We start from the raw sequence: 12,204 nt of genomic DNA, 5'->3' as shown, positions 1-12,204 counted from the left end.
ACAACGGAAGAGGCGATGTGAGTCATGAAGAAAAAGATGTCTGGAAATAACGAGTTACTGCAGGATGGCAGGAAGTTAAGTGCTTGGGGTTTATTTTGGCGCTTCCCCATCGTCTGGATGATTGCGGGGGCTATCGGTATTATTCTCATAGATTCGTTATTCCGGCAGCTGACAGAGCAAGCAGAAGGTATAGCTTCCCTCATATCTACACTCGTGATGGGTTGCCTGGCCATCTTAGTATATAAGCTCACGCTGACATACCTGGCCCGGCGGTCCACTCCGGAAATATCGAGACACCGCGCAGGGATGGAAACTGTTCTGGGCGTACTAACAGGGACCATATTTATCATAGGGTCCGCTTTAATTATTATGGCTCTGGGAGGGTACTCCTTTCAGTGGGCAAGTTCTGCGGATACGAGTTCTATTCTAATATTCTCCATTACACCAGCTTTATCAGCAGCTATTGTCGAGGAGCTTATCTTTCGTGGACTTATGCTTCAAGCCATTGATAAAATAGGAGGGAAAACGCTCGCCCTTGCTGTGACCTCCCTATTCTTTGGTGTTGCCCATCTCGGAAATACAGGGGCAACATTATGGAGCGCGTTCGCCATTGTCCTGGAAGCAGGTGTTCTGCTCGGAGCCGCTTTCTTGTGGCGGAGGAACTTGTGGTTTGCCATGGGACTGCATTTTGCTTGGAATGCCGTCGAAGGCTTACTTGGTATCCCTGTTTCCGGACACCCTTCTGCCGGTCTATTTACGGTTAAGGTTCACGGTCCCGCACTTCTCACAGGGGGCGACTTTGGACTCGAGGGATCTATTATTCCGATTGTAATCAGTCTTCTGATCTCCATTCCTATGCTAATTGGGACTGCAAGAAATCGAAGGACTGAAAAGGAGATGAATGCTCATGGATAATTGGATTATCATCCTCACCTATGTCACAGCGCTCGGCTCGGGGTTGATCGCTGGCATTTTCTTTGCTTTCTCAACCTTCGTGATGGTCGCGCTTGCCCGGCTCCCGGCGGCGCAAGGAATTGCCGCAATGCAGTCCATCAACACAACCATCCTGCAGACGTTTTTCAGTTTCGTTTTCATGGGGACGGCGCTTACCTCTCTCGTCCTGGCCGGCGTATCGCTTTATCGGTTCGATACGCCTGGCGCAATATACCTGCTGATCGGCAGCCTGCTCTATTTCGTCGGCGCGTTTCTCGCCACGATCGTCTTTAACGTGCCCCTTAACAACGCGCTCGCCGCCGTCAATCCGGACAGCGCAAAAGGTGCGGAAGTCTGGCAGCACTATCTATCTCGCTGGGTAGCTTGGAATCATGTGCGGACGATCGCTTCCCTGGCTTCTCTGGCTGCATTTATTCTTGCATTGCGCCGTTTCTAGGATCTTATAACACTAATAAAGGAAACATCCCCCGCTTACAATTATGGTGTTCGAACCAGTTTAGGTCTTACCAGTGCTAAGTGAAATAGATTTACTTCTTCTCAGTCGCAAAATAAAGGAGAGCTGCGATCGGGAAAGCCATTCCAATCCATAACACGGCACTCCATCCTCCTGTAGCATAGGTCCATCCCCCAATTGCAGATCCGATAGCACCGCCAAAAAAGAAGATAGCCATAAATAGCCCATTCAACCGACTGCGAATTTCCGGACTCAGCGAGAAGAGCGCACGTTGTCCAAGCACAAGATTTGCGGATACGCCGGCGTCCAATAAAATAGCTGAAACGACGAGAATCACAATTCCGGTAATTGAAACCGTACGGATCATAAGAGGCAGCAACATCGAACCGGCGACCGTGGCGAGTGCGATCCATGTTGCCGGTTTAGTCCAGCCGCGGTCGGCCAGCCGCCCGGCTATAGGCGCGGCTATTGCACCGGCGACTCCAACAAGCGCGAACAACGCGATGTTTATTTGTGAAAAGTGAAAGACCGGGCCGGATAACAGTAACGGAACTGTTGTCCAAAATAAGCTGAAAGTCGCAAACACAAATGCATGATAAGCAGCCCGGCGGCGTAAAATCGGGGTTGTGCGCAGCAAGTGCCACATCGAACCAAGCAGAGCGGTATAGCGTGTGTCCGTCATGGGCTTTCTTGCAGGCAGCACCTTTGACAGTACGATTGCCAAAATGATTATCGCTGCGGCAGACAACGCGAATACGGCATGCCAGCCCAGGAAGTCGGCCACCAGACTCGACAACGGACGCGAGAGCATAATGCCAAGCAACAAACCACTCATGACATTGCCGACAACGCGACCGCGTGAAGCATCGGATGCAAGATATGACGCAAAAGGCACAAGTACTTGCGCGGCGACTGACCCTATCCCGATAACAAACGAAGCCGCCAGGAATGGCGCAGCTTGTTTTGACATTGCCGTGATTACAAGAGCCACACCTGTCAGAAGTAAAGATGTCACAACCAACCTCCGATTATCAACGATATCTCCCAAAGGTACGATAAATAACAAGCCGACTACATAACCGATCTGTGTTAATGTCACGATCAAGCCGGAACTGTTTGCGGACAACCCGATGGAAGAGCTGATGACCCCAACCAAGGGCTGCGCATAGTAAAGATTTGCTACAATGATGCCGCATGCGGCAGCCAGAAGCAGAGTTAACCATTTTGAAATGTTGTTTTCGATCGTTTGCTTTTTTAAAGTAGGCATTTTAAGCAGCTCCTTTTCCATTTTAAATACTGTACGTACAGTTTAGTAATTTTATAATTGAATAATATACTGAACGTATAGTTTTGTAAATAGGCAGTCACAATTTATTTTTTGATGTCCAATTGATATACTGAACGTATAGTTTGTTTTTCGTGATCAGATAGGTATGACGAAAGAGGTTGATGATGACGATGAATGGAAAAAGAGGCCGGCCGCGTAATCTAGAAGCTCAAAAGTCTATTCTTTCCGCATCTTACGAATTATTGCTGGAAAATGGCTTTCAAGCCGTGACAGTGGATAAAATTGCCGATCGTGCCCAAGTTAGTAAAGCCACAATATATAAATGGTGGCCTAACAAGGCTTCCGTGGTGATGGATGGTTTCCTGCATGCCGCCACGGACAGATTACCCGTGCCTGATACAGGCACAACATTTAATGATATTGTAATTCACGCCACGAATTTAACCGGGTTTTTAACAAGCCGGGAGGGGGCTATCATTAAGGAGTTATTAGGTGAGGGACAGTTCGATTCGGGATTGGCGGAGGCCTATCGCGATCGGTTTTTCCGTCCGCGCCGTCTTGAGGCAAGAGGTCTATTGGAAAAAGGGGTTCAACGCGGGGAACTGAAAAACAATCTCGACATTGGCACATGCATTGATCTCATTTACGGGCCGATCTTCTATCGTTTGCTTGTAACAGGTGAATCCTTGGACGACCCCTACGTGGAGAGTTTAGTTAGAAGCGCATTTGAAGGAATTGCGCACTCAACGGGCTAAAGCCCATAAATAAAGAGAACAGCCTGCAGGCTGTTCTCTTCGCTTTAGCTGCCCTTCAGAATATGCTCGATCCGTTTATCAGGCATGAACCAGATTAGGGCAACGAGTATAAAAAAGAAGCCCGATATCCAAGGAGTCACATATGCGGTCAAAGCTGCAGCTAAATAGAGTATAGGGGATAATTTCCCCTTCCAGTCTTTCCCCATTGCCAAAAAGAAGGAGGAATCGCTGGAATGCTGATTAACAATCGCCCGCTGAAGCAGCCAGTACGACAATGCTGCGAGTAGAAGTATAAAACCGTACAACGCGGTAGGAGTGGCTGCAAAATGGCTTTCTCCCATCCAGGCTGTCGTAAACGGGATAAGGGATAACCAGAATAGAAGCAGCAAATTGAGCCACATCAACGGTCCGTTCATCGTTCGAACCATGTGCAGCAGATGATGATGATTGTTCCAGTAGATGCCGATATATACGAAACTAAAAATGTAGCTAAGGATCTTTGGGCCGAGCTCGATCAGCGCAGACCAGTCGTAGCCTTCCGGCACTTTAAATTCCAGTACCATGATCGTAATGATAATCGCCAGTACCCCGTCGCTGAATGCCTCCATCCGATTCGCCTTCATGGTGTATCACCCTCTCTCGCTTATGTCTTTATTATCTTTGCGACACTAGTAACTTTGCATAAAGTCCTTCATCTCGTCAAGCAAAGCTTTCTTACTCCCTCAGCTCCCATTAACACTCGGCTATTGACTTAAGTCAATGCAAGGAACCCTCCCCCTGCTTACAATTATGGTGTTCGAACCAGTTAAAATCTTACTGGATTCTCTTCTTAATTCGGCTTAATGACTCTGGAGTAATGCCGAGATAACTGGCCAGTTGATGTTGGGGTACGCGGTCAATAAGGGAGTGGCGTTTCATTAGAAGCGTCTTGACGCGTTCTTCTGGAGAGGAAGCGATAAATGCAGCGAATTCCTCTTGGACTTGGCTAAAATTCTCCTCTATCATCCTGCGGGTCATTGTTTCCAATTGAGGGTGTTTGGTGTACATGTCCTTCTCTTTATCCAGAGCGCCAACGACCATAACCGAATCTTCTACGCACACGAAAGTGTAATCGGAAGATTTATCTGATTTATGTTGATTGAAAATCGCGATGGCTTGCTCTTCGGTATAAAAATTAGACGTAACTTCTCTGCCATCCTCATCTATCGAATACTGCCGTACGCAGCCTTTCAAGATGAAATAGCATGCTGTCGGACTATCTCCTTGGTTAAAGAGAACGGTTCCCTTTGTGAACTCTTCTACACGGATTTCGTTCACTATGGCTTGCTGATCTTCCTTGCTAAGAGAAGTCCATCTCGACATATATTTGTACAGAATATCTTTCATTGTCTCTTGCCTTCAACTCCTTCTCAGCTTCTACCTGCTCTATCTATTTTCTTACGTTAAGAAGCCTCTTGTAAATGTCCATTGCAGTCAAATTACCGTTAGGAGGGGGAAACCCATGAGAGCCATGGTTCAAATTTCGTATGGTCCACCGGAAGTGATTGTTCTGCAAGAAATCCCGAAACCGTCCCCGGGAAGCAAAGAGCTGCTCATACGTATTCATGCTGCCAAAGTAGGGCCGTCGGACTGTGCCTTTCGCAAGGGCAATCCGTTTATGATTAAACTGCTATATGGGCTATCCAGACCAAAGTTTGCAATCGGAGGAACCGAATTAGCTGGTGTGATCGAAGCGGTCGGGGAGGAAGTACAGCATTTTAAGCCAGGGGATCGCATCTTGGGAATGAGCGTCAAAAGCTTCGGTGCTTTCGCCGAATATAAGTGTCTTTCCGAAGAGAGCCCCCTTACGGTTATACCGGACAATATTACCTTTGAAGAAGCCGTCGGCGTCTGTGACGGTGGCGCCACGGCATTAACGTTTCTTAGAGATAAGGCAAAACTGCGGGAGGGCCAGAAAGTGCTGATTAATGGAGCCTCCGGGGCCGTCGGTATTTACGCTGTACAATTGGCCAAATCCTATGGCGCTGAAGTAACCGGTGTTTGCTCTGGTGCTAATGAGAGTCTGGTAAGAAATGCAGGGGCGGACTTCGTTATTGATTATACCCATGAGGATTTTACGAAAGCAGACAAAGCTTATGATGTCGTGTTTGATGCTGTAGGCAAACGCTCTTTCCCGGAATGTAGGCGTGTGCTTACGGCCGAGGGACTGTATCTGACTACCTCACCCAACTTGTCTACCCTAATGCAAATGATGTGGACATCTCTGTTTAAAGGCAAAAGAGCTATTCTGGCCACAGCCGGGCTTATGCAAAACAAAGCAAACTTAACGTATCTCATGGAGCTCACCAACAATGGAACATTGAATGCCGTGATCGATCGTCGATATCCTTTGGAGAGGCTACCAGATGCCCATAAATATGTAGAGACCGAACGTAAAAAGGGTAACGTGATTATTGACTTTTAAAGCCACCGTTACCCTCTTGTTTAAAAGCTTGCCGTTATTAGTGGTATGACTCAGCATGCTGTTACTAACGTTCTTACTTATATTTCAACCGCATGTTATTGGGCTGCACAACTTCAACTCACAATATCGAACAAGTGAGCTCTGACCCGATTTGCTTCTTCAGGTGAGCGATGAACATCGATACATTCGTTTACATCAAATTTGTTGCCGTCGGGATCAAAAAACACAAAGTTGATGCCGCAGCTGTCACGATCCTCCAGATCTTCGACGGTCACTCCATTTGTTTTAAGATGATCATACAATACTTCAATTTGCCGCACCTCAAAGGTCAACCTGAACATTTCATACCCTGCTTTGTTCGGGAACTGATTATCGATCGTTCCTTCAGTTTCCACCAAATGCAGCCATTGTCCGTCAGAAAGCTTTAAAATGACTTGAGCTTCTGCCTCATTGTATGGAACCGCGAACTCCAAACCAAAATTTCGCTGCCACCACGCCGCCGACTTCAACGGATCTTTCACGGGCACATAGTTTGAACACACCGCCTTCAGAGCATTTCCTTGAATTACTGACATTCTGATCATCCCTTCGCTTTATTATCATCCCTACCTTATTAATGAACGATAAATCTTGTATAAACCAAACAGGTCCTCAACAATTATTTAGAAATGACGTGAAAAAGGTTGCCATCAACATCTCTGAACGTAAAATACAATTTGCCGTTTTGCATCTTAAGCTGGTCTAGCCGTACCCCTTCATGCGCCAACCCGATGTAGGCCCGATACATCCCCTCCGGATCGCCTCTCTGAAAAGCATCCACCAACGCATCAAAATCAGCAATGGCCTCGCCTTTTGAATGAACAAGAGGCTTCGTGATATTTGAATCTGCAGCTAATTTTCTGAGACGTCGCCGAGCTCTTCCTAAAGCAACTTGCACTGCCGCCTCACTCGACCGAAGGATCGAGGCAGTCTCCTTTGCCGTAAAGTCAAACACATCCATTAGCAGCACAATAACACCCATACGGGGAGAAAGGCGCTCCGCCAGCTGCTCCAACAATTCTCTGCTGGATAACATAAAATCGGGAGCAGCCGCTTCCATCGTTCTGTCATAGGGCACCGTTCTAATTTTTTGTGCTCTTTGCCCGTCAATCCACGCATGTTTTGCAATACGGTATAAATAAGCCTTTGTAACCGGTCTCTCCGGATTTTTGCGGACCGCCTCTGTGACCTTCAAGAGTGCGTCTTGAGTCAAGTCCTCGGCATCCCACCGGTTGCCTGTTATCCGCATACTATACTTGAACAACGTTTTTTTCCAGTCCATATGTAACTGGATTCGATGACAGACTCTGGTTTCCTTTTACTGCCTTTAAAATAATTTGTCCTTTCCGGGAGACTCGTGAGGATTGAAACCGCATGGGCATGCTCTTCGATTTAACAGACATCTGCTTCAATCCATCCGCCGAGCCGCTGCATTTCAATATGGAAAACAACAGATTAGAGAACGGAGCGATCCTATCATGAAACACCTGATCATCAATGCCGACGACTTCGGCCTGTCTCCGGGCGTAAACTAAGGTATTGCAATGGCACGGTTGGATGCGAGAGAACATCCCTATGCGGAAGTCCCAGCTCCCACATCGCAAAGGCGAAACTATCGCTCCCCTGCCCGCTGAAGACGCCGCTCCCTGGACGTACCGATCGAGCCCCCAACGCCAACGCTACCTTTCACGGAACAGAGAAGCTCTTCTCGAAGCCGAAAGCTCAAGCCAAGCTCCTTGCTGGGGAGAAGATGGCGCCGGCCGGCACGCCCTAGAAGAAAGCCTCGGGTCATTGCGCGAAAAAGAAAGAGAAGCAGGCGGTGAATGATCACCACCTGCTTCTTCATAATATAAATTACTGGTTTGCAGGTATTTCCGCCTTCAAACCAACCTTCTTTTCCTTTTTACGTACCAACCCAATAATCGCAGCCAGCACAATACATAGGGCACAAATCATCGCCGAGGTCATAAATAATCCGCTATAGCCATTCCCTACGACCTGATGAAGCGAATCTAGCATAATCTGTTTTATCGTTGGATCCGGGATCTGATCGAACCCGGCTTGCAGCGAGTTGTAATCCATTTGAGCCGGCATATGCATCATCATATCCGAACCGGTTGAAGGGATATTTGCTTCCTTCAGATTACTCTGAATGACATTTCCCATATTCATAAACGCACGGGCGATAAATCCAGCAAGCAATGTTGGAACCAGTGTCATGCCGATCTGGCGAGCAAGCGAAGCCGTCGAGAGGGCAACCCCCTTGTTCTCCCCTGCTTTCTCCGTTGCTAACACATTGACCGGCGCTCCCATCATCGAACCGAAACCTACGCCGACAAAGAGACTGGCAATCACCATTTCCCATTTCGTCGTTACCCATAGCGGGAATAGCAGGAATCCGATTGTAGCAATAGCACTCGCAGCGAGCAACGTAAAGACAGCACCTTTCTTATCCACCAATCGTCCACCGAAAGCCGCCCCAAGTCCGGAAGCGAGTGCGAGCGGCGTAAACCAATAGCCCGATTCCGCCGTGCTCACGCCGAGATACTGCTCCACAAATCCCGGAACAAAGATAATTGACGCAATAATGGCACCCGAGAACATCGCAAAGACAAGCGTCCAACGGAAGGAATTATCTTTAAACAAAAACGTCGGCAAAATCGGGTCGATCGAAGTTTTTTCCACCCTTTTTTCCACAAAATACAGAATGATCAGCAGTACAACCCCAGCGCCGAAAAATCCGAGGAAAGCAGGTGAAGTCAAACTGTCCACAAAGTTTACGCCATCCAGCATCGTTAAACCGTACATCATGGATAACATCGCTAAGCTGAGCACCGATACGCCGACCCAGTCCATACGCGATTTGGTAAGGGTTTGTACTTCCTGAATATATTTGACCCCGAATAGTAACAGTAAAATAGCCACAGGTACGTTAATGAGGAACAGCCAATGCCAGCTTCCCGTCATATCGATAATAAACGCGCCGATGTTTGGGCCAAGTATGGCTGCAATCCCGTTCATTCCGCCCAGCATACCGAGCGCCTGACCTTGCTTCTCTTTGGGAAACGTATTGAGAACAAAGGAGCTAGCAATTATGAAAATACCGCCTCCGCCCATGGATTGAAAGAATCTGGACACTAAAAACCAGGTAAAGGTGGGACTGAGGGCGACTAGCAACGACCCTAAACCAAATAAGATGACTTCCAGAATAAACAGCTTTTTACGCCCGTATCGATCGGACAGTTTCCCGATAATCGGAACACTGATGGCCAAACCTAATGTATACACCGTGATCGACCATGCACCCCATGTCGGAGATACGTTAAAAGCTTTGGTTAATGTCGTTAAAGCCGCAGTAATAATCCCGTTATCCAGCGCTGCCATAAACACACCAATGGCGAAAATGATCAAACTCGCTTTTAATTCACGCTTCATAACTCCCACCCCATTCAGGATATGAATATTGAGAACCCTTGGGTTCCTGTGTATAATAAAAGAATATAGTCATTCGTGACTATTTATTCGTGATTACATTTTAGCAATATTATTTTAGATAGTCAAACGTGACTAATTGCAAATGATTAATTAATGTGAAGGTGATCTCTTTGGACGAGCGTATACTTTTAATTCTTGGATTATTGAAATCGAATAGCCAGCACGGATATCAAATCAACGATTTTATCGAGCGTAACTTGGGGCGAGTATCCGATATGAAAAAGGCCACCGCCTATTCCTTATTGAAAAAGCTGCATGAGAAGGGCTTAGTTGAGGCAACAACCGAGCAAGAGGGGAACCGCCCATCCAGGCAGGTATATTCCATTACTCCAACGGGGGAAGAGAAGTTCTATAAATTATTGCGACAATCTCTCGTTCATGTGGACGATTATCTCCCACGGGGGGATATCGGATTATGCTTTATCGACCAGTTGCCAACCGAGGAAGTGATCGGATATCTAAAGAAAAAATTAGAAGCGGTTGAGAAACTCCTGTTCACCTACGAAAATATTCCTAAACATGTCGAGCATGCCATTGGCGTAAATCTCACCATTGAGCACCGCATAGCTTTATTCCGCTGTGACCGGGATTGGCTGTTGGAGACGATTGACAAACTATCTGCAAAGAATACGGCTCCCCGTATCACTTTTACGGATAACGTATAAAGACCCCGAACTGGGGTCTTTTTTACCTAACCGTGGTTTAGTCCATTGTCTTTGATTTTGAATACCGACGCCGCCAAGCCATTCATCGACAAAAACTCATTTATGTATTGTACCAATCATCCCATTGATCTGCAGAAAGATAGCGCACATTAGCTTGAACAAGACGCTCTTCCACCCGGTCGAAGGCCGCCCCTCCAAGCAGAAACCGCAAATGGGGGTAATTTATGGTGGTCGCTTTGATCCACTCGATAAGCTTGCCCGCATAACGTACATTGGTAACGGAAGCCGCGATGAACGATACGTGCTGACTCTCAATTAAATTGTCCAAATCCCTCAGTGGAGTATCCGGCCCCAAATACAATACATTGATCCCGCGCTTACGCAAAAAGAGGCTAAACGACATGAGTCCGAGATGGTGGCGTTCTCCTTCCGGACAAAAAGCTGCTACCACAGGCAGAGCGGGATTAACGGGGAACACCCGAAACAATGCGGATAATCTCCTGGTAATCGTTTCTGAGGCGAAGTGCTCCTGCGATACACTGATCTTTCCTTCCTCCCAATCGGTTCCGATCCGATATAAAACAGGAACGAAAATATGGCGAAACGTCTCCTCGAAATCATATAGTGCAAAGGCCAGATCTATCGTATGGTCTGCTTGTGTGGTATTAAATTGAGTTAAATCCATATATAGCTTGTCAACTAAACCGTCGAATGAACGGCTGCCCTCTTCTTGTTCAGCAGCCTGCTTTGGAGGGATAGACTCTCTTTGCTGGAGTAGATTGACCGCTTCGCTGATTTTTAATCCATTCTGTTCGATTTGATTTTTGAGAAAGCGAAGCCGGGATAAATCTTTATCACTTAACTGGCGGTGTCCTCCAACGCTCCGACTTGGAGTAATGACTCCGTAACGGTTCTCCCAGGCACGAATCGTCACCGCCGGGATGCCCAACAGCTCGGAAGCCTTTTTCATACTATACATTTCTACATTCCCTCCTCTATTTAATTATACATAATTGATACAAAAAGAGGAGATATTAGGCAAAAATTATTCGGTTAGTCTCATTTCAACCTATGAACTTGCTAAACTTGTATAGACTTTGTATAATTATATCCATAAAATCTATACATACATGAGGAGTTCAATATGATGAATCGTGAACATACAACCGCTTTGGCAGAAACGAACGAGGTAAACAAGCTCTATGCTATGATGGCAGCTATCAAAAGCTCCTTCGCCATGATTGAATTCGATCTGGAGGGCCGCGTGCAATATGCCAACGATATTTTTGCGCGGACTATGGGTTATCAAACATCCGATATGCAAGGAATGCACCATTCCTTATTCTGTACGCCTGAATATAGAAACAGCCCGCAATACCTGGAGCTATGGGAAGGCTTACGTCAGGGTAAGGCATTTCAGGACAAAATTCAAAGGGTACGAAAAGATGGCCGTCATGTTTGGCTCGAGGCAACATATACACCGGTTTTCAATGAACAAGGGAAACCGGCAAGCATCTTGAAAATTGCGACGAACATCGACGAACGGGAACAGATGGCTAACCGGTTGACGGGGGATCTATTGGAATTGTCCCGGCAACTGCTAACTCGTTCCGAAGAAGGCATGGCGCGCAGCAAAGAAATCGAGGAAGCCGTCGACAATGTTGTGACCGGTGCTGAGGAGAATATGGCCGTTCTGCTCCAACTGGAACGCCAGTCCGCTTCCATTCGCGGGATCGTACGGACGATAAAAGACGTTGCCTCACAGACAAACCTTCTTGCCCTTAACGCGGCGATCGAGGCTGCCCACGCGAAGGAACACGGGCGCGGGTTCGCGATCGTTGCAGACGAAGTTCGCAAGCTTGCAGCTCAAGTCGAACAAGCGACCAAAGAAGCAAATGGATACGTGGAAGGAATTGAGGTACGCGTCCGGGAAATCGGAAGAAGCACCAAAAGCAACCGCCTCGTTGCCGCTGAAAGCCATCGACGGCTTCAGCAAGCCGTGGGAGAATTCCAGGGCATCGAGGAAGCTGCACATAAACTCGACCAGAAGGCAAATGAAATCAAGCTGATCCTGAACTGAATGTCGAAGC

14 protein-coding genes are annotated in these 12,204 nt (G+C 47.2%); 7 read left to right on the top strand and 7 right to left on the bottom strand.

The genetic code is table 11. The features are described from left to right. Positions 1 to 24: 24 nt before the first annotated feature. Together KB559_RS20420 and KB559_RS20415 are read left to right on the top strand one after the other, a co-directional pair. Positions 25 to 915 carry a CPBP family intramembrane glutamic endopeptidase gene (locus KB559_RS20420; RefSeq protein ID WP_211024537.1) on the top strand — a complete coding sequence of 297 codons (891 nt, stop codon included), beginning with the start codon at positions 25 to 27 and terminating at the stop codon, positions 913 to 915. Continuing rightward, a complete protein-coding gene (locus tag KB559_RS20415) occupies positions 908 to 1,390 on the top strand; it encodes an anthrone oxygenase family protein (RefSeq protein WP_211024535.1) in 483 nt (160 codons plus the stop codon). The genes KB559_RS20420 and KB559_RS20415 overlap by 8 nt, the downstream gene beginning before the upstream one ends. 91 nt (positions 1,391 to 1,481) lie before the next feature. On the opposite strand, the gene KB559_RS20410 is transcribed toward KB559_RS20415, so the two are convergent. After that, complete coding sequence (locus tag KB559_RS20410; RefSeq protein WP_211024533.1) at positions 1,482 to 2,675, bottom strand: MFS transporter; 1,194 nt, start codon at positions 2,673 to 2,675, stop codon at positions 1,482 to 1,484. Positions 2,676 to 2,857: 182 nt separating this feature from the next. Between KB559_RS20410 and KB559_RS20405 the strand changes: the two genes are divergently transcribed. Beyond that, complete coding sequence (locus KB559_RS20405) at positions 2,858 to 3,451, top strand: TetR/AcrR family transcriptional regulator (protein WP_211024530.1); 594 nt, start codon at positions 2,858 to 2,860, stop codon at positions 3,449 to 3,451. Positions 3,452 to 3,495: 44 nt separating this feature from the next. On the opposite strand, the gene KB559_RS20400 is transcribed toward KB559_RS20405, so the two are convergent. Together KB559_RS20400 and KB559_RS20395 are read right to left on the bottom strand one after the other, a co-directional pair. Beyond that, positions 3,496 to 4,074, bottom strand: a complete 579-nt coding sequence (locus tag KB559_RS20400; protein ID WP_211024528.1) for a TMEM175 family protein — start codon at positions 4,072 to 4,074, stop codon at positions 3,496 to 3,498. A 190-nt stretch (positions 4,075 to 4,264) separates the two neighbouring features. Further along, positions 4,265 to 4,837 carry a Crp/Fnr family transcriptional regulator gene (locus tag KB559_RS20395; RefSeq protein ID WP_211024526.1) on the bottom strand — a complete coding sequence of 191 codons (573 nt, stop codon included), beginning with the start codon at positions 4,835 to 4,837 and terminating at the stop codon, positions 4,265 to 4,267. Between the two features lie 115 nt (positions 4,838 to 4,952). Here KB559_RS20395 and KB559_RS20390 point away from each other — a divergent pair, with 115 nt between their 5' ends. Then, a complete protein-coding gene (locus KB559_RS20390) occupies positions 4,953 to 5,915 on the top strand; it encodes an NAD(P)-dependent alcohol dehydrogenase (protein ID WP_211024524.1) in 963 nt (320 codons plus the stop codon). Positions 5,916 to 6,028: 113 nt separating this feature from the next. Here the strand turns inward: KB559_RS20390 and KB559_RS20385 are convergent, their stop codons facing one another. Both KB559_RS20385 and KB559_RS20380 read right to left on the bottom strand, forming a co-directional pair. Then, positions 6,029 to 6,490: a VOC family protein gene (locus tag KB559_RS20385; RefSeq protein WP_211024522.1), complete on the bottom strand. Its 462-nt coding sequence runs from the start codon at positions 6,488 to 6,490 to the stop codon at positions 6,029 to 6,031. A gap of 83 nt (positions 6,491 to 6,573) precedes the next feature. After that, positions 6,574 to 7,236: an RNA polymerase sigma factor gene (locus KB559_RS20380; protein ID WP_211024520.1), complete on the bottom strand. Its 663-nt coding sequence runs from the start codon at positions 7,234 to 7,236 to the stop codon at positions 6,574 to 6,576. 82 nt (positions 7,237 to 7,318) lie between these two features. Here KB559_RS20380 and KB559_RS20375 point away from each other — a divergent pair, with 82 nt between their 5' ends. Further along, a complete protein-coding gene (locus KB559_RS20375) occupies positions 7,319 to 7,489 on the top strand; it encodes a hypothetical protein (RefSeq protein WP_211024518.1) in 171 nt (56 codons plus the stop codon). 319 nt (positions 7,490 to 7,808) lie between these two features. Here KB559_RS20375 and KB559_RS20370 read toward each other — a convergent pair whose 3' ends face one another. Then, positions 7,809 to 9,389 (bottom strand): MFS transporter, encoded by a 1,581-nt coding sequence (locus KB559_RS20370; RefSeq protein WP_211024515.1) that lies wholly within the window; start codon positions 9,387 to 9,389, stop codon positions 7,809 to 7,811. A gap of 203 nt (positions 9,390 to 9,592) precedes the next feature. Here KB559_RS20370 and KB559_RS20365 point away from each other — a divergent pair, with 203 nt between their 5' ends. After that, on the top strand, positions 9,593 to 10,114 hold the full coding sequence (locus KB559_RS20365; protein WP_247681981.1) for a helix-turn-helix transcriptional regulator: 522 nt from the start codon (positions 9,593 to 9,595) through the stop codon (positions 10,112 to 10,114). A gap of 100 nt (positions 10,115 to 10,214) precedes the next feature. Here the strand turns inward: KB559_RS20365 and KB559_RS20360 are convergent, their stop codons facing one another. Further along, the gene (locus tag KB559_RS20360; RefSeq protein WP_211024511.1) at positions 10,215 to 11,093 is read right to left on the bottom strand and encodes a MerR family transcriptional regulator; all 879 of its coding nucleotides are present in this window, start codon (positions 11,091 to 11,093) and stop codon (positions 10,215 to 10,217) included. Between the two features lie 168 nt (positions 11,094 to 11,261). Here KB559_RS20360 and KB559_RS20355 point away from each other — a divergent pair, with 168 nt between their 5' ends. Beyond that, the gene (locus KB559_RS20355; RefSeq protein ID WP_211024509.1) at positions 11,262 to 12,194 is read left to right on the top strand and encodes a methyl-accepting chemotaxis protein; all 933 of its coding nucleotides are present in this window, start codon (positions 11,262 to 11,264) and stop codon (positions 12,192 to 12,194) included. Positions 12,195 to 12,204 lie beyond the last annotated feature (10 nt).

Origin of the sequence: Paenibacillus sp. Marseille-P2973, from assembly GCF_018101095.1 — a bacterium.
GTDB classification, from domain to species: domain Bacteria; phylum Bacillota; class Bacilli; order Paenibacillales; family Paenibacillaceae; genus Fontibacillus; species Fontibacillus vini.
This window is presented reverse-complemented; position numbering and strand designations above follow the sequence as displayed.